The organism is Simiduia curdlanivorans, assembly GCF_030409605.1.
Lineage (GTDB): Bacteria > Pseudomonadota > Gammaproteobacteria > Pseudomonadales > Cellvibrionaceae > Simiduia > Simiduia curdlanivorans.
In genome coordinates this window covers 537,413-558,956 of sequence record NZ_JAUFQG010000004.1, presented here as the reverse complement: position 1 = coordinate 558,956, position 21,544 = coordinate 537,413, and the positions used below count along the sequence as shown (strand labels likewise).

The window sequence follows — 21,544 nt, the reverse complement described above, 5'->3', positions numbered from 1 at the left end:
TGGTGTAGGTATCACCTGATGTCCGTGTTTCTTATGTGATATTCATACAAACTTTCGTCAGGGGGATATATGCCACCAAGGCGCATTATTTTGCGCCTAATCTAAAAGTTGTGATAACTTCTGGAAATTAAAGGCAGAGTTGGTGCGATAGCTCTGCTCCGAGGCGCTGAGAAATACTGTTATGCAAACCTAGAGAACCAGAATGGCTTGTACTGAAACATACGCTACATTAAGAATATTTTCAGATGAAATGCACCCTGATGAAATCGAAAAGTATATTGGCATCCAATCGACTGATTCAGTACCAAGAGACCCTAATTCAAAATACAAACCCAGAAGAGAGTTGAACTTTTGGTCGAGAACTACAGAAGTTGATTTGAATTCCACCGATAACGTGAAACATTTGGAGCTTTTGCTTTCTCTACTAAACGGTAAAGAGGGTGAGCTATCATCCCTTCGCGATTCTGGCTGTTCAACTGATATATTTTGCCGTTGGGATTCAACTGGCCAGGGTGGGCCTAGACTGAGCGTGGCAATGATGAAAGAGTTGGTAAAATATGGGTTAGGTATTTCTTGGGATATGTACTTTGATGAGGAAGAAAATGCATAACAAAAATGTCAATGTGACCTCGTTACGCTTCGCTTCACACGGCATATAACGCCTCAAGCAGCCGACCGAAACGCGAACGAAGTAAGCGTTTTGGTTCGGCTGCCTTGATTTGTTATGCAACTTCCTTGGCCCTATTGAAATATCTCTGCTGAGTACTTTTGTGCCTCAACGATCTGATCATTGGATAGATAACGATCAAGGTCACCCTTAAGCTTTTGCGCTGTGTCGTGACCACCTTGCGCCGCCTTCTCAGCCCATACATAACTCTTTATCAGATCCTTGCTTCCCGTCTCGCCGTTTAAAAACATTACAGCCAAATTAAATTGCGCCTGTGAATCTCCATTAAGACCTGACTTAAAACTCCAATGGTATAAATTTAGTAGATCAATCTGTCCATCTATTTCTCTATTGTAGAGCGCAGCTAGGTTTGCCATTGCGGGCCCGCTGCCAGCTTCAGCGTATGGCAACCAATACTCTATTGCTTTTTTGTAATCCTTTTTTGCGTAGTGATAGATTCCTTTATTAAAATTTTTCTCATACTCCTCGCCCTCCAATAAAAGCGGTGGCATGCATTTTTTACTTATCTTGTTATCAATCAATCCTTCACTGATGTCAGTGGTAATTACATCTAGCTTAACTATATCACCTGATACCTTCGCTTTCATCGCCTCAGCCTCTAAAACCCTTTTTCGATCTCGGTATTTAGTCAGGTCATCATCTGTCACTAAATCAAGATTTTCCCGAAAACAAGTACAGAATGCATAAATTTCATTTTTTTTGCTGCACGATTTAACAAGTTTTTCTCGCAGTTGCTTTGCATTTAATTCACTATCGTAACTTGTGGGCGAGTCACTTTCTTCTTTTCCTACAAGAACCGTTAAAATTTGTACAGCTAGAATTAAAACTAGCACTAATTTAATCATAATTTTATCCAAAAATAATTCCGCATAACATTGGCGTTAAGATTCTATGAAAAGTGCACCAAAGATCATCGGAGTTATATTTCTAACTGTGGTTTTCCTAGTGGTTGGATTACTGCTATATGTATTTCGATCGCAAAGTATCGATGCTGCGTTGTTACCTTCGGAATTTGAATATTGCGGTAAGCAAATTTTTGGCGCAGATGAGAGATACCTAGAAATTACAAATTGGATTAGGAGTAATAATGAAGGTTGGAGTCCGTCTTATGCGTCGTATCTACCTAAGCTTTGGTATACTTATCCGTCCTACAATATCGGGTTACTAGAGAATGGGGTTGTAGTGTCATACAAAACCGATAGTGGCTACCCTCAATTTTACAAGTCCATTAATCACGACCTCAAGTTGGTGTGTGCGAATGGAAATTAATAAGGGTGGTCAAGCCGCTCCTATCGCTGCTGAACTCGGCACTAATCCCGCCTCGCTACAAGTGTTAACTGTTAATTACCGTTTTCTAATGGCACTAAGTCATAGGTCTTTAACCGGCATGGGTTGCATTCTATGTACCGTTAAGGGTTGTTTATTAACTCCAAAATTGTTTCTATTTCTATGGTATAGGCAATGATGCCTCCTTGGGAAAAATATCCGAACAAGCCTTTAGGCTCGATGTGGTGGCGGCAAGATCCGGGGGAAAGTTACTGGTTTGAATTTGCCGACTGGTTCGAAAGTTTGGATCACATAAAGCGAAGGGAATATGCTCTTGCGCATCCAAAGCCAAGCAGCTGGAAGCGATTTTGGTCTTATGATGGGGTTCTCAGTTAAGCTTTAAAAGCTGTAACGGTTAATCTCCTGAAGTCGTGCATAATCCTTAATTTAAATATCTTAGTGCTCGAATGAAACTCAATAGCGTCTTACTTCACGGTATATCTAAAGGGCCCTAAGGCTTAAACTCAATCGGTGGCAAGTCTTTGCCCTCTGCCTCTCCCTTAGCATTTCTCTCCGCTAATTGCTGTGCCCGTAGCTTTTGTTGCTCGCTCTTGCGCAGCGGCTGTGTTTGGGCTTCCTGTGGCGTGTTGTCTTTATTCGGCCGCAGAGCCGACTTGTCGAGCATGGGCTTGTTCTTGGGTTTTAGTATGGCTTGCGCCGCCTGTTTTGCCGCTTCTGCTTCTGCGGCCTTTTGTTTTAAGTTTTCAATGAATGTTTTACATTGCGCGCGCTGCTTTTCCATGTTGGGTAGGTCGCCCAAGGCGCGCTCCATCACTTCGTAGGCGGCCGTTAGTTTTGGGTAGGTGGGGAAGTGTTTGTGAATGCCGTTGAGCAGGCGCAGCGCTGACTTGGGGTCGCCTTTGAATTGGCATTGCTCCGCCAGCTGGTGGCGCAGCTTGGCGGTGGCGGGTAGGTAGTTGGGTATGAGGCCGAGGGCGCGTTTAAAGCTCGGGTAAATTTGATCGCCGCGTTGAGCCTTGGGTAAAAAATCAAAGTAGAAAGGTAAAAACTTTTCTAAGCGATCGGTTTGTTTGATAGCGCAGAGAAGGTCGAAGCAGCGCACATAGTAATTGTAGTCATTGGGGAATTTCCGATTGGCTTCGCCGAACAGATCTACCACTCGGCCGTATTGCCCTAGTTTAAGTGCTATGTCTATTTTGGCATTGTGCAAGTCTTGCTCAGTTTTGCTTTTGGCGATACCACCGTGATCTTCTCGGGCAACGAAGCCTAGCTCGGCCTGATATTGGAAGATCATATAGCCCATGATATGAAAGGTCACAACGGTATAGAAGTTGGAAACGATGCCTTGTAGTAAGGCATTGATGAAGGAAAATTCTGCACCGATGAGTTCGTGAATAACGCTAACGGATGCGCTCATTACCAAGATTAAACCCAATAGCACGCCGTAGGAGAGGCCTACTGACAGTATCAGCTGAGTGATACTGAGAGGATTAATGGCGTCGAACATATTTCTGTTCAAGGCGAATAAAATAATAATCGCGGGAAAACTCAATAGACAAAATACGGCGAGTAGGCGGGCAAGGCCTTCGCCTAAAAATTCGTTAACGCCAAAAACAGCTGCCGTCATAATGACGACAATGCCGATTAATTGAAATATCAGCAGTATGCCACCTTCGTAAGCCTCGGTGATATCGGGCGCCGTCATTTTGCCATTGGCGGTATTTTCTAGGCAGGCAAAGCTATAGCGCATTAAAGCGCCCACGGCCATGAGATAGAAGACGATGGCAAAGGGAATATAGGCCACCACGCTGGTCATCACGGCGACGCCAATGATTAACGTTAACGACTGACCGTAGAGTGGGTAGTGAAAAGCGTCTTTTAGTTTACGCCAGAATGGCTCGGCGCTGTGCGCTGCGCCCAAGCTAATGAGCGGTTTTGCGCAGCTAATACAGCGCTCGCCACCGCGCTGTTGAGTGTCGTCTATGCAGTGGTCGCACAGGTTGGTAAGGCAGTGGTCGCAATAAAAGGTGGCCGATGAGAGCGGGTGAAAGTGGCAATATTCCATTACAGTGTGCTCCCTACAAGCTTGCTGGCAAGGCCATGGTAGTGCTTGGACTTCAGGGCATTATTGGTTTTGGCAAAGGCAATAGACAATTTTTTTGCCAGCAGGGCGAGATTGTTTTGGCTGGCTGCTAGGTGGCCGTATCTATTCTGCACTATGTCAAATAGCGCTTCGGCAGGTTTGAGGTTTTCTAACCGGCACAGGCGGCTACCGAGCTTGCACAGTTCCTGTTCGGATAAATAATCGGCTGGCTGGGCTGAGTCGATGAGTAATTGGGCTTGGCGCTCTAATTCGATAGGCTCTTGCGTCTCCACCTTCAATAGGCCAAGCATGGCGGCCTGCTGATCGGCTGGGCTTCTGAGTTGAGCTAGCTGGGCAAGGAGCGCAAGGTTCCTAAAGTTTTCGCCGTGCTGGGCAATCAAGGCTTGGGTATTTTTATAGGCCGAGTCAAAGCGAAAGTTTTCGATGTCGGTATACACCAGCGCCAGCGCTTCTTGATAGGGGTCTATGCTTTGGTCGGTTTCAATGTACTCAACATCGATACTTTTCGGGCTAAGCCACTGGCTGACGAACATCAGCAGGGCGCCCATGACAAAGCCGCCGGCGTGCGCCATAACGGCCACGTTTGAATCGGTATCGGTATAAAAGCTCACTAGCTCTTTACCGATGTAAATGGGCAGAATAATCAAGGCCGGTGCTCTGATGTAGCCGACAAAAATAAATAGCCAATAGAAAAATTCGATTTTTCGAAATTTAAATACCGCTAAATACATCGCCATCACGCCGGATATAGCGCCAGACGCGCCAACCAAGGGTTGGGTGCTGGAGAGGTCTAGCAGCGCATGGGCTAGGCTGGCGAATACACCGGAAATTAAATAGAAAGCCAGAAAACGCCAATGGCCGATAGCCGCTTCTACCGCAAAGCCGCAAATCACTAAGAAGAACATATTGCCCAATAGGTGCATGGTGTCGCCGTGCAAAAATTGGGTGGTAAACAAGGTGGTGATCGAGAGGTCGGCGGGAACTAAGCCGTAGGCAATAAAGCTGAGGTTGAGAATGCTGGCGTTGATTTTTGCTCTCTGGTCGAGCCAGACTTCGACTTTTTGGTAGCCAATTAGATTGTATGGGTCTTTGAACAGGTGGTCGTAAAAGGCCGTATCGAAAACTATTTCTACGGCTAAATTGCCGAAATCTTCCTGTTCGAAAAGTTCCTCTACGTAGGTGAGTTGTTCATCGTCCTGCTCGGTGCTTTTTGTGGTCAGATATTTTTTGTACTCTGGCCATTCAAGCTCTAAAAAGCCCTGCTGCTGATAGATCTCGAGGGCTTGCTCAATCTTATTGTCATCGCCGGATTGATAGAAAAAGAACACTAGCACGTTGATCAGCACGATGCCGAACATGACCGTGGGTGCGTAGCGCCAGTCGAAGCGCTTTTCCGTTGGGATGATGATCAAGACTAAGCTCCCTGTCTGGTTGATGCTGCGTTGTAGCACCCTAAAAATGGCGCTTATGATAGCGTAACCAACACCATAGTCGCGAGAATTAGTGAGCAGTTGGCAGTTGGCAGTTGGCAGTTGGCAGTTGACAGCTAAAAGCTAGGTAGCTGATTCTTGGCGCCTGTGATTTTTGCCTTTGCCCTTTCTGTGAACTGTGAACTGTCAGCTGTAATCTTCCTAACCTCTTGCAGCCTGTAGCTTGCAGCTCCTTCTTACATCAACAAAGCCTCGGTAATCGGGTAAAACTGGCTGGCCGATGTGATCAGTGAATTTGCGGTGAGCGCTGGCACGCCGTAGACATCGGCCTGAATCTGGAATTTCATTTTCACCTTCTCCAAGAGTAGATCGAAATCGCCGTCGCCCGAAAGTAGCACCACGCGATCTACCACCGGCGCCTGCTCCATGACATCGATGGCAATACCTACGTCCCAGTCGCCTTTGGTCGAACCGTCGCTGCGTTGGATGTAGGGTTTGAGGCGCACGGTAAAGCCGATGTTTTTCAGCGCTTGCTGGAATTTCAACTGGTTCTCGTCGCCGCGGTGAATGGCGTAAGCGGTGGCCATGACTATCTCGCCTTGGCCCGCGAGTAGGTGCCAAAGCTTTCGGTAGTCTAGCGAGCGTTGGTAGGCTTGGCGGGTGGTGTAGTAGATGTTTTGCACATCGGCGAAAATGGCTATGCGAGGCGGTGAATCTGTCACTGAGTAAGCCTTGAGAGAAATAGTTTGTTACCCTACCCCAATCGCCAATGGCTGTTAAGCCTCATTTGATTGAAAACCCTATGAACGACAAGACAAGCTGTGATCAGGGCGCATCTTCTGCACCCATTGCAATCAATGCGCCCACCGTTGCTATCGGTTTAACCAACCCGAAGAGCCCCAGCAATGTCGGTGCCGTTATGCGCGCTGCCGGTTGCTACCAAGCGGACGCGGTTTTTTACTCGGGTAATCGCTACGCCAAAGCGGCTAAATTTCATACCGATACCCAGCGCGCTGGCGAAAATATTCCACTTGAGCATATTGATGATTTTTTTGCGGCCATTCCCAGCACCATGGCCGTTGTGTGTGTGGATCTAGTCGAGGGCGCTGTTCCCTTGCCCGCGTTTCAGCACCCAGCGCAGGCGCTGTATTTATTTGGCCCTGAGGACGGCACCTTAAAGCAGGCCATAATCGATCGCGCCCATGCAGTAGTGTATGTACCCACCGTGGGCTCGATGAACTTGGCCGCCAGCGTTAACGTTGTTTTATACGATCGCTTGGCCAAGTCTGGCCCGAGCCTTCTGGATAATGGGCTCATACGCGCGAGTCGCGATGTGAATAATCGCGTGCGGGTGAAAAAGGCAAACAAGGTTTAGGGAGGGTATTTTGAGTTAACAGTTAACAGTTAACAGCGAAGAGCTTGTGTTTTTTGCTCCTGCTTTTCCTGTGAGCTGTAAACTGTAAACTGTTAGCTGTAACCTTCAAAAACCTCTCGCAATAAAAGCTACGCGCTCGGGAAAGAATGCCAAAGCGCGTAAAACCGCCTTATTAGTTGCCGTCGGCGCCTTCAGCTGGGGTCATGTCTTCGTCGCTGGCGTCCATCATTCCGTCGCCCTGCTGGTTGCACTGCCAACCCCAGCCACTGAGTTTGTCGGCAAAGGCTTGGGCTTTCTCTTCGCAATAACCGGTTAGGTTTTCCGCCGTCCACAGGGTTTGGCTGATGCCATCTTTGGTGTATTGCACTTCGCAGGGCACGGCAACACCAGGGGCTTGGTAAATCACTTTCACGCTGCGCTCGCTACCGGCGTTGGTGCACAGGTAGTTGTCGGCCGCCATCGCTGTAACGCTGGTAAATAAGCTGGCGCCAATGGCTAGTAATTTTATCGTTTTCATAATCATTCTCGGCGGTGTGGGTTAGTTAAGTGGCTCGGGAAAAATATCGGCTTCGTGTTGCTCTAGCAGCGAAAGCATATTGAGCTTTCCCAAGGCTCGATAGGCATCGAAGTGCTCTTCATCATAGAATTGATTTGCCGTGCTGTCATTGGGGAAGCTTGGATCTGTGTAGGCAAAGCTCGCCAGTTGGGTGCCAGCGGCTGCGGTGAGTAGGCTTTTCACATAGTAGAGCTTACCGGTTTTGCCGGAGCTGTAGGTGATATTGCCCACGGCGAAACAGCTGGCGTGTATGCCGTCTGTTACCTCGCTAAGCTGCGCAGTATTGATGGCGATATGGCAATCGAAGTCGGCGTAGGCGCGCTGAATCAGCAAGCCTAAATCGGAGAAATTGACGCTCGGGTCTGCTCCCGCATCACCGGCCACAATAATCGACAGCTCGCGGCGGATGAGCTCGTAGACGCCGAGGTTTTCAAAGTGGCCGCCGTCGCTTAAGTGAATATTGTTATGGCTTTCGCTTAAGCCGAAGCCAAACATTTCGCGCATGATGAGCCAGTAGGGCATATGGGAAAAAAAGGTATCAGCCGCTCTCGGCGCCTTGGTCCAGAAGCCGAGGCGAAAATTTAGTAGCGCCATTAAAAAACTCAGCGCGCCGTTGGCGGTTTGCGCGGTGCCTGGGTCTACCGCCGCGCCCGAGGTGGTCATGCTCTCGCCTAGGGTCAAGCGGCCAGATTGAAACGCCGAGGTGCTGGCAAAGCCGGTAGGTGGCGCGCCACAAAACAGCGGCGACAGGGTAAAGCTCAAACCCATGCGCTCGCGCCAGAGCCGGTTGCTCGAGCTGGCCGTGCTCATGGTGGTGTTGATCAGTGGCAGGGGTGCGCCCGTGGCCGGGGTTAATGTGGCTAGGGCTAGATCTTGGCCGTGATTGTCGTCGGCTTTTGTGCACATAAAAAATGCGTTACACAGGCGCGATAGGTAGTAGCTGTGCATCGAGGTGCGGTTAACGCTGGCCAACATTAGCAGCGCGATGGCCAATGCCAAGAAGGCCCAGTAACCGGGCTGTGCAATTAACCCTGTGTGAAAAACTAAATGGTAGGCGAAAGCGGCCAGCCCGTAGAGCATGAGCGTGAGGCCAGCGAGGGCCAAACCGGGTTTAAAGGTTGCGCGCGAAATGGTCAACACGCCGCCGATGAAGGGCAGCAAATAGTTTAGATGTTTGCCAATTTGGGACAGGGATTCGGAGCCGGCTAAGGCGAACAGCATATCGCTTAATTGCGCCGCGATGGGGAGTAAGCCAATTAGCCCCGCGATGACGCCGATATTGAGCAGCCTGCCCATCCACAGCCGGGGTTTGAAGTTGTGCTGGGTGCGGCCCTGACGCCAAAGTGCCATCAGCGGCACGGCGATCAAGAAACTGATAAATGAACCGGCACTGATGAGCAGCGCCAGTAGATAGCCGCTGTGCCCCTCTATCACGTCGGCACCGGGCAAGTGCCAGTGCGGTGGCCAGTACAGTTGCGTGTGTGGAAAGCCGAACAGCCAAACGCACAGCAGCAACAGCGGCAAAACCACCGCGAGGTTAAACAGCGTGCTGGCTAAAAGCGCCGCCAGCAAGGTCATGTTGTTAATGCCCTTGCCGTCGACCAAATACTTGCCGTGCGCGCGCAACCAGTTCAACACGGTGCTGTCGTTTACCGGCTGGGCAAACAAGTCGTCGTTGGCGCTGGAACTGGCGCGGTGTTTCAACCATTGCAAACAGGCACCGATATAACCGCCGCCCGATACCGTGGATAAATAATCCACGCGCTGAAGTTTTTTGCGCTCGATCAGCGCCTGCAAAAAGCCCAAATGAAAACACGCCGAGCGTATGCCGCCACCGGAAAAGGCTAGGCCAATTTCCGGTAGCACAGGATCAACCTGCGCCTGCTTTCGGCGTTCGCTTAGCCAAATTTGCTCGGCCTCGCGCACCTGTTGGAAATTTTTTACTTGGCTCACAGAGCGCTGCTCGCGAGGCAGCTGGGCGCCGGCTCAAATTGATAACCAGCTGGGTTATCGCGATGAATTTTTAGGTATTCGATTAATGCGAGGCGCTGCTCGTGGCTCAGCAGTGGGCCAATAATACCCTTCGGCAGCGGGTTGTTTTTATAGTCGCCTTTGTAGGCCGCCCACTGCTCGGGTGTGGCGCTGAAACCATGCCCGGTATTGTGGTTGCCGCTAATGCTGGTGTCGAACCAGAGGCCGTCGGTTTCAGCGTCGGTCGCCGGGCTAGAGATATAGCCTAAATGCACTGGGTCGTAATCGCGGCGGCCGACGAAGAAGCGTTTATCGCGCTGCTCGGGCGGCATCAGCATTTGATAAATTGTGGGCACGGAGCCGTTGTGCAGAAACGGCGGCGTGGCCCAAACGCCAGCCAGTGGGCGCGGTTTATAGCCGGCAATCTGCTGCGGTAAATCCAAGGTGCCGAAACCTTCCAAGCATTGAATTTGTTCGTAGCTTAGGTTGTTGTCTTGGTAGTAGCGGTTTTTGATTAACAGGCCAATGATATTTAAGCCCAAGCCCTCGGTGAGCTTAGTGGGATCTAAACTACTAACCAGCTTGGTATTGGCCTCGCGGCCAAAATTAATGTCCCACCAGAGCGCATTCACTTGGCATTTGAAGCCGCAGTTAAGCTGTTTATAGGCTTGGCTATCCACGGTTTGGCTGTAGCTGGGTTTTAAATCGAATTGATTTAGCGCCGCCAGGATGGCGGGAAAGGGCGAGGGCTCGAAACCGGCATCGGCTAAATGATCGGCCGGCGGGTATTGCGCCGCCAGCGCCGCGAAGGCCGCGCGCGCTTCCTCACTTAGTTGTTCTGTTATCGCCAGGGTTTGTAGGCGCGCCAACACATCGCGCGCTAGGCGGCGCTCAAATAGCGGGTAGAGCACTTGGTGAATGGTGTCTTTGGTAATGCCTGCGGGCGATAAGTCGTAAGTTTTTTCCACGAAACCCTGTGCCGCATTGGCGTCTGTGCCAATATGATCTAGCTCGATGACTTCAATCAACCACTGATCGTGTACAGATTTTTTCAGCGGTGCTTCTTGCATCTGACGCGCTTTGCTCGCCACGTGCGGGCCATGACACTCGACGCAGTGTTGTTTAAATAAGGTCTCGCCCTGTTCGGCTAGTGGTTGATTAACGGCGCCGAAAATATCGCTCGGCCACTCGGGTTCAACAAGTTTTTGCAGCGCCAGTTCGATTTTTTCAATATCGGCAATGCGCACGGAGCTGCGGAACATTTCAGCGGCGGGCAGTGGCGCGCCCTCGGGGCTGCGCAGGGGAATATGCGCACCCACGCCTAAGGCTTCGCCCACGTTGCGCGCTAAGGGTTGTGCCACCGAGCCGTTGTATTGCACCCAGTTAAATTTCCAAATATTCCACAGGAAGGGGTAGCTCACTGGCGCTGCTGATACCTGCATGTTGCTTTCAATTAAGTGATCGCCAAACAGGGTGTTGGCAATGCGACCTAGGGCATCTGTGCGGCCATAGCCTTCCCGTGTGGGGTACAAATGTTTGAGCGGGTTATTTTGTTTGATGCTTAAAAACGCGCCGAGGTTTTTACCCAGCTGTTGCTTGAGTAAATCGCGGTCGCCGCCTTCGGCTAATACCTTATCGGCAAAGCGATTGAATTTAGCCGGGTTGACGTAAGTTTCCAGCAGCGCGGTAATCAATGTGGGGCCAAAGGTGCCGCGGTTTAAGTCGGTGAAGGCGTGCATGGCTTGGCCGCCGTCGACCCGCAGCGCGTAATTAACACCGTCTTTTTGGTAGTGCAGCTCGCCGGTGTGGCAGGCCGCGCAGGTGATGTCTAATACGGTGTCGCCTATGTTTTGATCGAAGTGTTTGGTGAAGCCCACGGGCAGGTGATCTGGGTTGGCCGGTGTGGGGGCTGGATCTACTAAAAATTTAAACCGGCGCATATTGCTCGGGCTAGCAAAGCGCTCGGTAGACAGCGGCAGCTCTAAATTGACAAACCATTCGTAGCGCACTGCGCCCAAGGTGGCGCCTTGGGGTACCGCTGTACCTTGGGGCGAATAGTAGTAAGTGTCGCGCTCTTGCACCCCCCAATTCTGATTTAAATACACGGTTTTGTCTGTGTGCTCTTCCGGCGGTTGGATGCCCTTGCTGCTCTGCACGAAATACACGAAGGCCAGAACGGCCAGCGCTGCGAGCACTGCCAGCAACATAATCACACGCCAAAGCCAGCGCGAGGTTAGCAGTTTTTTCAGAAAGTTGAGCATAGCGTAATCCTTACGAAAGGCTGACATCAGATAGTTAGAATAATGTTGCTGCTTTAACGGGCGACGCCCGTGCCGCAGTAAAAATTTTTGCCGCGGCGGGATAAATCTTCCTGTACCGCGCGCTACAGTGTTTTCAAATATTCGAGCAGCGCGCGTTTGTCTGAGCTAGCCAGAGCCGTGCCAAAAAGGTGGCCGGCATTGCTGTTGCCGTGCAGCTCGGTGTTCAATTCAGACACTTGATTTGGGGCTAGCACTTGGCTGCTTAGGCCGACGTTGATGGGATCAAACTCAACCCTGCCGACAAAAAAGCGACTTGCTCTTTGCGCTGGTTGCTCTAATAAATCGGCCAAGCTCATGACCGAACCGTTGTGCAGATAAGGGGCCGAGGCCCAAATGCCCGACAGCGGCCTGGCCTTGTAATAGAGCGGCAGCGGGTCGACGGGTGCTTCGATCACCGAATGCATACTCAGCACACCCTGCCACAGCGCCGAGAAGGGTTTGTCGAGCAGGGCGCCCATGGCCGCGTGGGCCACGAGTAAAATAGTGGGTGATTCTTCTTCAATCACCGGGCCAGCAATAAACATCAATTTTTTGCCGGCGAAGGCGCCGGCCTTGGCGGTGGCATGGGCAAAATTTTCCGCCATGGCTGGATCTGTGCCAACCACATCGAGGGCGACGGCGCTGGCCTTGATGCGCCGTTTTGGATCATTGCGATCTGACAGTGCGTGGCAGGCCAAGCAGTTTTCGGCGTAAATGGCGCGACCTTGCGCGGCCAAGGTTTGGTCTATTGTGCCAAGGATGGATTCGGGCCACTGGGGTGCGGTTAGTTGGTACCAGGCATCTTGAATCGCGCCTAAATTACCCACTTCCACGTTGGAGGCAAAGCCAAAGCCGTTGCCGGATTTTTCGATATCCATGTGGCCGAAAACCGCGAGCGCCGTGGTGGCATTTTGGACGATAGGGCCAGGCCCTGCATTGGGTGCTGAGGCGTTCCACTGCACTAAATCTAGATGTGAGGCATCCCACAGCACTGGGTAGCTCACCGGCGCATTCGGGTCGCGGCGGTTTTCGTCGATGCCGAGAAACTCAACCGCCACGGCATTAAAAATTTGCCCGAAGGCGTCGAGCCGGCCATAGCCATAATCACTCTCGGTGCGGTTAATGGTTTGCCGCGCAATCAGTGAATCGGTCCAGCTAGCAAGCTCGGCGGCCAGGTCGTCGATATTGCTTAGGCCTAATTTAGCGGCAAAGCGCTGCAGCTTTTCGCTGTCGTCGAGGGTGGCAGCAAGTGCATCGATAGCCGCTTGTTCAAAACCTTGAAAATCGATCAGTGCCGCGCCGCCGTCTATGTGTAGGCGCGTGCCTCGATAGTGAACTTGGCCCGAGTGGCAGCCAGAGCAGCCCAGCCCGATCCATTCGTGGCCATCGCGCTCGGGTGTTTTGGTAAGGCCTATGGCGACATTATCCGGGTTTGCCTCGCTCGCCCCCGGCATCGAAAAGCCGAAGCTTTCCATGTGCGCGACTTGGTTAAACGGTAGCTGGTTAGCCGCCTGCTCCAGTGCTAAAAACCACGAGTAGGGCATCACCCGAGAACCGAAGGAGGTGAACCAAGCTACTTCGCGATCTTGATCGCTCCAATTTTGCGCCAGCAAGGTAAGGCCTGCAGCGTTAGTGCTAGGCGCTTTGTTGTTGTGGCTGGTATCGTGATTGTCGCAAGCGGAAATACAGACGGCTAACGCCAATACACCTACGCATCGGCTACCCCAAGTCTTAGTGGTCACTGTGTGATCCTTATTATTTTCACCCAAGCGCGCTTTTTAACATATTTGCGCACTAAGTTCACGAAACCTGGCAAGACTTGTTATATTGCGTTTTAGTTATTGCTACTGGAATAACCTCGGCCATTGTGGGTTTAGTTGCGTTATGTCGCCTAAATCAACAAAATAATAGTGCGCCACCCTTCGCACCCTTGATCTCACTTGCTTGTGTTTTCCATCTTCGGTGCGGTTGGCTGTGCTGTTGTGCACATGAAGATGTTCGCCCTCAATTAGGTTGTGAAATGAAAAAAATAATTCTAACCCTGATGATCAGCATTCTCCCTTTGCTGCTGCCGAGCCAAGCCGGCGCTGAACAAGCGGCGAATCAACTGCGAGAGGATTCTGCCGTGCTGGTATTTGCCAGCATGCCAACCACGGACTTAACTCAAGATATCAATCTATATATTGAGGAGGCGGCCGAGATCGAGTTTCCGCAGCTGCTGCAGGAGTCGGCTACACGTTTGCAACCGCTGGCGAGAACAGCCGCTAATTTTGGTTTCAGCCATTCTGCCTACTGGGTGTCGCTTAAGTTACACAACCCCAAAACTACTGATGCGGCATTGATGATTCGACAAGATTATCCGCTCATCGATTATGTGGACTTCTGGGATCAAGACCTAGCTGGGGTGTGGCGCGCCACCTCCACCGGCGACAGGCGAGTATTTGATGCCCGCGCCGTGGGCGTGCGTGATTTTCTCTTTCCCGTAACTGTGCCGGCCAATAGCGATAAGACTGTTTACTTCCGCTTTAAATCCGATGGCCCGATGAACATTGGTTTGTCCATTGCGGATACTGGCCACACCCTGAGCCGCGTTAGCGGTGAACAGCTGTTATTTGGCGCTTATTACGGTGGCTTTTTAGTTTTAGTTATTTATAACCTAATTTTGTTTTTGGCGGTAAAAGATCGCGCCTACATCTATTACATGGTGTATGTGGTGAGTTACGGGCTTTATATGTCGGTACATAACGGCTTTGCGTTTCAATATATTTGGCCCAATAGCCCCTGGCTTGCCAATCAAAGTTTACTGCTATTACTCGGCGTTTCACTGCTCTTCGGGTTAAAGTTTTCCCGCGTGGTATGTTCGACCCAGCACTGGGTGCCGCGCACCGATCGAATCGCTGTTGTGTTGCAAGTAGTGACGGCGACCCTACTGTTGGTGACACCATTTTTGGGTTATCAAGATTTAATTTTTGCCTACTCACTGCTCACCGTGCTGGTGTGTTTTTGTATATTGCTGCTGGGGTCATTAGTGTTATTGCGCGGCTCTGTGCCGGCTCGTTATTTCATGGTGGCCTGGGCTACGCTCTTGGTATCCGTGCTTATCTATATGTTCAAACAGTTCGGTTTCTTGCCTCATAATTTTGTCACGCAGAACAGCTTCCAAATGGGCTCTCTGTTGGAAATGGTGCTGTTATCTTTAGCCTTGAGTGCCCGGGTTAATGAAATGCAAAAGCTCGGCTATTCCGACGCCTTAACGGCTCTGGCGAACCGTCGTCATTTCGACGAAGTGCTGCCGCGGGAAATTGACAAGGCCAAGCGCACAAAAAAGCCACTGTCGCTGATTGTTATCGATATCGATAATTTTAAAGCAGTGAATGACGATCACGGCCACACCAGTGGCGATGAGGTGATTGAAGAGTTAGGCCGCATTTTGCGCAAACATGTTCGCCGCCCAACCCTAGCCTGCCGCTACGGTGGCGAAGAGTTCGCCGTATTGGTGCCAAATACCGGCATGGAGCAGGCCGGTGTGCTGGCGGAGCGCTTGCGCTGTTTGGTGAAGGCGTCGCCCATTAAAGGTTTGCATGTCACCATTAGCTTAGGTGTTGCCTGCTGCACGGAAGATGCGCTCGATAGCCCAAGCGCTTTGTTTGAGGCGGCCGATACGGCGCTCTACCAGGCAAAACATGAAGGCAAAGATAGGGTATGTTTCTATCAGCTGCCCGAGTTAGCGCGGCGAACTGATGAGGCGCAACCGGCTACATCCTAGCCGGCATTGTTTTTTTGAAATCGGCTAGCGCTTTAGATGTTATCCCGATCTTGGTGGGCAAATGAAAAAGTACGTGATCTTGTTGCGCGGCATTAATGTGGGTGGAAAAAACACTTTGCCTATGAAGGCCTTGTGCGAGTTGTTGGACGCTGAACATTACCAAAATGTGAAAACCTATATTCAGAGCGGTAACGTCGTGCTGAGCGCTGCACAGCGGCCAGATGATAAACTGTCGCACATGATTGAGCGGCGGTTTGGGTTTGTGCCAGCGATTATGTCGCTGAGCGAAGCGGAATTTCTAAACACGGTGAAACGTAATCCGTTTACAACCGAAGACGGTAAAAGCTTGCATTTCTACTTTTGCAATACCGCGCCAAGGTTAGATGCCGAACGCTTGCAAAGTCTTGCCGCGGTAACTGAGCGCTATGAGCTAGTGGGGAAGGTATTTTACTTGCATGCACCCGATGGTATAGGCCGCTCTAAATTAGCGGCCAAAGTAGAGGCCTGCTTAGGTGTGCCTACTACGGCGCGCAACTTAAATACGGTGAATAAACTTGTCGAACTGCTGAAAGCCGATTGAGGCAATGGCTCGATCCACACAAGCGTCTAGTAAAGCGCACCACTTAAAAATCGAAAGAAGAATTAAAAATCGCCCCACTCGTATTGCAGTAAGGTCAGCGCCGCCATGGGTGCTGTTTCTGTACGAAAAACTCTGGGCCCAAGCGTCAGTGCTTGAAAGCCTTGGCTGAGCGCGAGTGCAATTTCATCGTCATCCAAGCCGCCCTCTGGGCCAATAATCAATGCCACCGATGTGGGTTTGAGGTGCTGGGCGAGCTTTTTATCGCTGCGATGATGTAGCACTAACTTTAATGTCTCATCCCGCTGGCTTAGCCAATCGCTGGTGTTACTCGGGCTGGCGATGGTGGGAATCAAATTGCGTTGGCATTGCTCGCTGGCACTGATGGCAATTTGCTGCCAGTGCTGCAACTTTTTATCCTGCCGCTCGCTATTGAGCTTTACGTCGGTGCGGCTGGTGATTAACGGCGTGATGGTGTTGACGCCCAGTTCTGTTGCCTTTTGAATAACCCAGTCGAATCTATCGCCTTTCGACAAGCCAATACCGAGGTGAATATCCAAGGGCGAGCTGCGATTTTCGGCGTTGTGTTTGCCGATGCCGATGCTGACATTTTTCTTGCTGGCCGTTTTTATCATGGCGAGGTATTCACCGCCCTGGCCATTAAACACAATCAACGGCCTGCCCGCTTCCATGCGCAACACGCTACCTAGATAGCGACTGGCGTCGCTGTCTAGGTCTAGCACCGCGCCGGTTGCAAGATCTTGGTTAACGTATAGGCGTGGTATGCGCATGCCGTTATTCGCCGCTTAAATTTTTCAAAATTTGTGCGGTGGGGTTGGTCTGGTTCATGGTGTAAAAATGTAAACCCGGCGCACCATTTTCCAACAAGGTGTCGCACAGTTCGGTGACTAGGTCGACACCAAAGGCTTGCAGTGATTCGTTATCATCGCCAAAACTTTCCAGCCGCTTGCGCAGCCAGCGCGGAATTTCAGCGCCACAGCTGTCGGAAAAACGTGCTAAATTGCGGTAGTTAATGATGGGCATAATGCCTGGGTAAATAGGCGCATCAATACCGGCGTCGTGACACTGTTCCAAAAAGTGGAAATAGGCGTCTGGGTTGAAAAAATATTGGGTGATGGCGCTGTTGGCGCCGGCATCGAACTTACCTTTTAGGTAGTTGATATCGGCGCTGTAACTTTTTGCTTCCGGGTGAATTTCTGGGTAGGCCGCCACTTCTAAATGGAAGTGATCGCCAAAGTTTTTCCGAATAAAGCTAACCAGCTGATTGGCGTACACCAGTTGTGAATGGCCGCCCATGCCTGAGGGTAAGTCGCCGCGTAGCGCAACAATGCGATCGACACCGGCGTCTTTATACTCGGAGAGCAAAGACAGCACGGCGGCTTCGTCGTCGCCCCCGAAAGACAGGTGTGGCGCAGCGCTAATGCCTTGCTCGATCAGCGTTTTAACCACGCCTTTTGTGGTGTCGCGGGTGGTGCCGCCGGCACCGTAAGTGACGGAGTAAAAATCGGGATCAAAACCCTGCAGCTCTTCCCGCACCTTATGCAGCTTGGCTTTGCCTTCAGCTGTTTTAGGCGGGAAAAACTCAAAGCTTATGCGAACATCATCGCTCATTTTTGTAATATCCTGTGATTTTTTAGCTTGTAGCTTGTAGGGGGCGGCCCCCCGCCTTGTAGCTAGTTAATACTTATAGCTTTCTGGCTTATAAGGGCCATCGGCTTTCACGCCTATGTACTTCGCTTGTGCGCTGGTGAGCTTGGTCATCACGCCACCGAAACCTTCCACCATATCCTTGGCGACTTCTTCGTCGAGTTTTTTCGGTAATACTTTTACATAGATGCCGGCCGCTTTATCGGCAGCACTTAAATCGGCGAACTTGCGCTCAAACAAATACATTTGAGCTAGCACCTGGTTGGCGAAAGAGCCGTCCATGATGCGCGATGGGTGGCCGGTGGCGTTGCCGAGGTTGACCAAGCGGCCCTCAGACAGCAATAGTAAATGGTCGCCGTTGGCGGCTTCTTTTGATGCGGCGCGGTAGATTTTGTGTACCTGTGGTTTTACTTCTTCCCAGCTCCAGTTTTTGCGCATGAAGGCGGTATCAATTTCGTTGTCGAAGTGGCCGATGTTGCACACCACGGCACTGCTCTTTAATGATTGCAGCATGGCGCTATCGCACACATTAACGTTACCGGTGGTGGTAACCACTAAATCAGTGTTGGAAAGCAGCGTGGTATTAATGTCTTCAATTTTGCCGGTGTTCTCGCCCTTGTTGTAGGGCGAAACCACTTCGTAGCCATCCATACAGGCTTGCATGGCGCAGATAGGGTCAATTTCTGTGACCTTCACAATCATGCCTTCTTGGCGCAGTGACGCTGCAGAACCTTTGCCCACATCGCCGTAGCCAATCACCAAGGCTTTTTTGCCCGATAGCAAGTGATCGGTGCCGCGCTTGATGGCATCGTTCAAGCTGTGGCGGCAGCCGTACTTGTTGTCATTCTTTGATTTGGTAACTGCGTCGTTGACATTGATAGCAGGAACCTTCAGCGATTTCTCTTCCATCATTTCCAACAAGCGATGCACGCCTGTAGTGGTTTCTTCGCTGATGCCGTGAATCTTATCGAGCATGGCGGGGTACTTTTCGTGACACAGCTGAGTCAGGTCGCCGCCGTCATCGAGAATCATATTGGCATTCCAAACCTCGGTGCTGTCTTTTTGCGCCAGTACGGTTTGCTCGATACACCACCAAAATTCTTCTTCGGTTTCGCCTTTCCAGGCAAACACCGGAATGCCGGCGGCAGCAATAGCGGCGGCGGCGTGATCTTGAGTGGAGAAAATGTTGCACGAAGACCAGCGCACTTCGGCACCCAAATCCACTAGGGTTTCAATCAGCACGGCGGTTTGAATGGTCATGTGAATACAGCCCATGATGCGCGCATCTTTTAACGGCTGGGCTTCGCGGTATTTGCGACGCAGGGCCATCAGTGCCGGCATTTCACCTTCGGCGATTTCTATTTCACGACGGCCCCAGGCCGCGTCTCTGGCAAATTGCTCGGCATCTTTGGCGGCAACTTTGAAATCTGAAAAACCATCAATCGAGTAAGTCATAATCTATATCCTGTTTTTTGGCGCGTAGCCAGTGCAATGTTTTTTTAGCCTCAAGCCTCAAGCCTCAAGCCTCAAGCCTCAAGCCTCAAGCCTCAAGCCTCAAGCCCCAAGCTTGTAGCGGCCGACTTGTCGGCATAAGCGCTTGCAGCTTTTTAAAGCGCTTTCGCCAAAATGGCGGCTTTGTCTGTTCTTTCCCAGGTAAACTCTGGCAATTCTCGGCCGAAGTGGCCGTAGGCTGCGGTTGAGCGATAAATGGGGCGCTTTAAATCCAACATGGCGATTAAGCCTTGTGGGCGTAAATCAAAGTTGGCGCGTACTAAATCAACAATCTGTGCGTCTGATAATTTACCGGTGTCGAAAGTATTAACCGAAATGGATGTGGGTTCGGCTACACCGATGGCGTAAGAAATTTGAATTTCACAGCGCTCGGCGAGGCCGGCGGCAACAATATTTTTGGCAACATAGCGACCGGCGTAGGCCGCCGAGCGATCTACTTTTGAGGGATCTTTGCCAGAGAAGGCGCCGCCGCCGTGGCGCGCCATGCCGCCGTAGGTGTCGACGATAATTTTGCGGCCGGTTAAACCACAGTCGCCCACAGGGCCGCCGATAATAAACTGGCCGGTGGGATTGATGTGGTAAAGGGTGTCTTTGTGCAGCCATTCGGCTGGCAAAACCGGCTTAATAATTTCTTCCAATACCGCCGCGCGCAGGTCGGCTTGCTTCACGTTCGGCGCATGCTGAGTTGAAAGTACGATCGCATCGATGGCCACCGGCTTACCGTTTTCATAGCGCAAAGTCACCTGGCTTTTGGCGTCGGGGCGCAACCAATCTAAGCTACCGCTCTTGCGAACTTTTGCTTGTTGCTCGACTAAACGGTGCGCGTAGAAAATCGGCGCGGGCATCAGCACATCGGTTTCATTCGACGCGTAACCAAACATCAAACCTTGGTCGCCGGCGCCCAAATCTTTGTTGTCCGCTTCGTCAACGCCCATGGCGATATCGCTCGACTGTTTACCAATGGCGTTCAACACGGCGCAAGAGGCGCCGTCGAAACCGACGTTGCTGGAGTTGTAGCCAATGTCTAAAACCACTTCGCGAATCAGGTCTTCTAAATCCACATAGGTGCTGGTGCGCACTTCGCCGGCCACCACAACCATGCCGGTTTTTACCAAGGTTTCCACGGCGACGCGCGAGTCTTTGTCGTCTTTTAAAATCGCATCCAAAATCGCATCGGAAATTTGGTCGGCCATTTTATCTGGGTGGCCTTCGGATACTGACTCCGAGGTAAATACGGCGTATTCAGACATGTTGTGTCTCCGTTAAAGTAACTGTGTGGTGGTCGCCAAATTGAACTGGCGAATTTGAATTTGAAATCCGTTGCGTAATGCAAAGTAGTGGCTTGGGCCTTCCAGTAAACCGGCGCGATCGGCCCAAGTATTAAATTCTTCCGGTTCGAAACCCTGCCACAAATCGCCACAGGCGGCGCGCGCCCAAGATTGATCGTGGCGGCATAAGTCGGTAATCACTAAGGCGGCACCGGGTTTTAGCAGCTTGGCTAAATCTTGAAACACTTCCGCCGGGCTGGGCGTATGGTGCAGCACCATGTTGATAATCACGCAGTCGGCGGTTAAGCCCTGTTTGATGGCCTCGCGCGTATCGCCCAAAACGTAGCGCACATTGGCGAGCTCGGCGTTGTGCGCCTGGGCTTGGTTGAGCATTTCCGGCGCGTTATCGAGGGCGATAATCTGGTCAAAGCGCTGCGCTAGCCAAGGCAGTAGTTCGCCGGCGCCAGGGCCGACTTCGAGAATATGGGCTTGGCTGGAAAGGCCGATTGCATCCAAGACTTCACACACGGCTTCACCGTACACTGGGAAGCTGGCAATAAGATCTTGCTGGGCGCGGAACTTGTCGGCATTTTCGGCAAAAAATTGCTGGGACGTGCGGCCTCTTTCGTTATACAGCTGGAACAGGCGCTCTTGGCGCTGCTCGGTGAGCGGCTGTTGATCCAACTCGGCTAATAGCGCGAGTTTTAAACCCGCACCCCATTGGCCTTGGGCGATAGGTTTACGGCGGTAAAAAATAGAGTTGCCTTCGCGCCGGGTGGTAACCCAGTCGCCTTTGGTGAGTACTTTTAGGTGGTGGCTCATGCCAGATTGCGGCATATCGAACAGGCTGGCCAGCTCTAAAACGCCGAAGGAATCTTGCGCCAGCACCCGCAAAATCTCCATGCGTAGCGGATCGGCTGCGGTTTTGAGCAGGCTGGCAACCTCATCGAAGCAGTTGACTTCGGCGAGATTGGCGGCGCTATTTGTTTGGCTGGTTGCGTTCATAGCGGGCAAGTGTAGCAGCCAGCAGCACCTATATCAA

17 protein-coding genes are annotated in these 21,544 nt (G+C 51.3%); 4 read left to right on the top strand and 13 right to left on the bottom strand.

The features are described 5' to 3' along the window. The first annotated feature begins 202 nt into the window (after window positions 1-202). Window positions 203-610: a DUF4279 domain-containing protein gene (locus QWY82_RS02645; RefSeq protein WP_290259635.1), complete on the top strand. Its 408-nt coding sequence runs from the start codon at window positions 203-205 to the stop codon at window positions 608-610. A 131-nt stretch (window positions 611-741) separates the two neighbouring features. Here QWY82_RS02645 and QWY82_RS02640 read toward each other — a convergent pair whose 3' ends face one another. From QWY82_RS02640 to QWY82_RS02625, 4 genes are all read right to left on the bottom strand, one after another. Further along, window positions 742-1,545 carry a tetratricopeptide repeat protein gene (locus QWY82_RS02640; protein ID WP_290259633.1) on the bottom strand — a complete coding sequence of 268 codons (804 nt, stop codon included), beginning with the start codon at window positions 1,543-1,545 and terminating at the stop codon, window positions 742-744. A gap of 920 nt (window positions 1,546-2,465) precedes the next feature. Then, entirely contained in the window at window positions 2,466-4,040 is a 1,575-nt protein-coding gene (locus QWY82_RS02635) for a hypothetical protein (RefSeq protein ID WP_290259631.1), read from the bottom strand. Next, entirely contained in the window at window positions 4,040-5,491 is a 1,452-nt protein-coding gene (locus QWY82_RS02630) for a rhomboid family intramembrane serine protease (RefSeq protein ID WP_290259628.1), read from the bottom strand. The genes QWY82_RS02635 and QWY82_RS02630 overlap by 1 nt, the downstream gene beginning before the upstream one ends. Window positions 5,492-5,745: 254 nt before the next feature. After that, entirely contained in the window at window positions 5,746-6,231 is a 486-nt protein-coding gene (locus QWY82_RS02625; RefSeq protein WP_290259626.1) for a LabA-like NYN domain-containing protein, read from the bottom strand. An 80-nt stretch (window positions 6,232-6,311) separates the two neighbouring features. Here QWY82_RS02625 and QWY82_RS02620 point away from each other — a divergent pair, with 80 nt between their 5' ends. Then, the gene (locus QWY82_RS02620; protein WP_290259624.1) at window positions 6,312-6,884 is read left to right on the top strand and encodes an RNA methyltransferase; all 573 of its coding nucleotides are present in this window, start codon (window positions 6,312-6,314) and stop codon (window positions 6,882-6,884) included. 172 nt (window positions 6,885-7,056) lie between these two features. On the opposite strand, the gene QWY82_RS02615 is transcribed toward QWY82_RS02620, so the two are convergent. The 4 genes from QWY82_RS02615 to QWY82_RS02600 all read right to left on the bottom strand — a co-directional run bounded on the left by QWY82_RS02615 (window position 7,057) and on the right by QWY82_RS02600 (window position 13,453). Further along, entirely contained in the window at window positions 7,057-7,401 is a 345-nt protein-coding gene (locus QWY82_RS02615; protein ID WP_290259622.1) for a hypothetical protein, read from the bottom strand. Window positions 7,402-7,422: 21 nt separating this feature from the next. Beyond that, complete coding sequence (locus QWY82_RS02610; RefSeq protein ID WP_290259620.1) at window positions 7,423-9,393, bottom strand: patatin-like phospholipase family protein; 1,971 nt, start codon at window positions 9,391-9,393, stop codon at window positions 7,423-7,425. Further along, complete coding sequence (locus tag QWY82_RS02605) at window positions 9,390-11,672, bottom strand: di-heme-cytochrome C peroxidase (protein ID WP_290259618.1); 2,283 nt, start codon at window positions 11,670-11,672, stop codon at window positions 9,390-9,392. Before QWY82_RS02605 ends, QWY82_RS02610 begins: the two co-directional genes overlap by 4 nt. 122 nt (window positions 11,673-11,794) lie before the next feature. Continuing rightward, window positions 11,795-13,453: a c-type cytochrome gene (locus QWY82_RS02600; protein ID WP_290259616.1), complete on the bottom strand. Its 1,659-nt coding sequence runs from the start codon at window positions 13,451-13,453 to the stop codon at window positions 11,795-11,797. Window positions 13,454-13,731: 278 nt separating this feature from the next. On the opposite strand from QWY82_RS02600, the gene QWY82_RS02595 reads away from it, so the two are divergent. Together QWY82_RS02595 and QWY82_RS02590 are read left to right on the top strand one after the other, a co-directional pair. Beyond that, window positions 13,732-15,477, top strand: a complete 1,746-nt coding sequence (locus QWY82_RS02595; RefSeq protein WP_290259614.1) for a diguanylate cyclase — start codon at window positions 13,732-13,734, stop codon at window positions 15,475-15,477. Between the two features lie 61 nt (window positions 15,478-15,538). Continuing rightward, on the top strand, window positions 15,539-16,057 hold the full coding sequence (locus QWY82_RS02590) for a DUF1697 domain-containing protein (protein ID WP_290259612.1): 519 nt from the start codon (window positions 15,539-15,541) through the stop codon (window positions 16,055-16,057). 62 nt (window positions 16,058-16,119) lie between these two features. Here the strand turns inward: QWY82_RS02590 and QWY82_RS02585 are convergent, their stop codons facing one another. From QWY82_RS02585 to QWY82_RS02565, 5 genes are all read right to left on the bottom strand, one after another. After that, a complete protein-coding gene (locus QWY82_RS02585; protein ID WP_290259611.1) occupies window positions 16,120-16,845 on the bottom strand; it encodes a 16S rRNA (uracil(1498)-N(3))-methyltransferase in 726 nt (241 codons plus the stop codon). A 4-nt stretch (window positions 16,846-16,849) separates the two neighbouring features. Next, a complete protein-coding gene (metF, locus tag QWY82_RS02580) occupies window positions 16,850-17,686 on the bottom strand; it encodes a methylenetetrahydrofolate reductase [NAD(P)H] (RefSeq protein WP_290259609.1) in 837 nt (278 codons plus the stop codon). Between the two features lie 66 nt (window positions 17,687-17,752). Next, on the bottom strand, window positions 17,753-19,177 hold the full coding sequence (ahcY, locus tag QWY82_RS02575) for an adenosylhomocysteinase (protein WP_290259606.1): 1,425 nt from the start codon (window positions 19,175-19,177) through the stop codon (window positions 17,753-17,755). Between the two features lie 152 nt (window positions 19,178-19,329). After that, window positions 19,330-20,484, bottom strand: coding sequence for a methionine adenosyltransferase (gene metK, locus QWY82_RS02570; RefSeq protein WP_290259604.1), 1,155 nt, complete (start codon window positions 20,482-20,484; stop codon window positions 19,330-19,332). A gap of 12 nt (window positions 20,485-20,496) precedes the next feature. Next, window positions 20,497-21,507 carry an ArsR/SmtB family transcription factor gene (locus tag QWY82_RS02565; protein ID WP_290263417.1) on the bottom strand — a complete coding sequence of 337 codons (1,011 nt, stop codon included), beginning with the start codon at window positions 21,505-21,507 and terminating at the stop codon, window positions 20,497-20,499. Window positions 21,508-21,544: the final 37 nt, after the last annotated feature.

Excerpts from the sequence above, each read along its gene's own strand:
- QWY82_RS02645 (WP_290259635.1), top strand. The coding sequence starts at position 203 with ATGGCTTGTACTGAAACATACGCTACATTAAGAATATTTTCAGATGAA.
- QWY82_RS02585 (WP_290259611.1), bottom strand. The coding sequence starts at position 16,845 with ATGCGCATACCACGCCTATACGTTAACCAAGATCTTGCAACCGGCGCG.
- ahcY (WP_290259606.1), bottom strand. The coding sequence starts at position 19,177 with ATGACTTACTCGATTGATGGTTTTTCAGATTTCAAAGTTGCCGCCAAA.
- QWY82_RS02565 (WP_290263417.1), bottom strand. The coding sequence starts at position 21,507 with ATGAACGCAACCAGCCAAACAAATAGCGCCGCCAATCTCGCCGAAGTC.
- QWY82_RS02615 (WP_290259622.1), bottom strand. The coding sequence starts at position 7,401 with ATGAAAACGATAAAATTACTAGCCATTGGCGCCAGCTTATTTACCAGC.
- QWY82_RS02620 (WP_290259624.1), top strand. The coding sequence starts at position 6,312 with ATGAACGACAAGACAAGCTGTGATCAGGGCGCATCTTCTGCACCCATT.
- metF (WP_290259609.1), bottom strand. The coding sequence starts at position 17,686 with ATGAGCGATGATGTTCGCATAAGCTTTGAGTTTTTCCCGCCTAAAACA.
- metK (WP_290259604.1), bottom strand. The coding sequence starts at position 20,484 with ATGTCTGAATACGCCGTATTTACCTCGGAGTCAGTATCCGAAGGCCAC.
- QWY82_RS02605 (WP_290259618.1), bottom strand. The coding sequence starts at position 11,672 with ATGCTCAACTTTCTGAAAAAACTGCTAACCTCGCGCTGGCTTTGGCGT.
- QWY82_RS02590 (WP_290259612.1), top strand. The coding sequence starts at position 15,539 with ATGAAAAAGTACGTGATCTTGTTGCGCGGCATTAATGTGGGTGGAAAA.
- QWY82_RS02635 (WP_290259631.1), bottom strand. The coding sequence starts at position 4,040 with ATGGAATATTGCCACTTTCACCCGCTCTCATCGGCCACCTTTTATTGC.
- QWY82_RS02595 (WP_290259614.1), top strand. The coding sequence starts at position 13,732 with ATGAAAAAAATAATTCTAACCCTGATGATCAGCATTCTCCCTTTGCTG.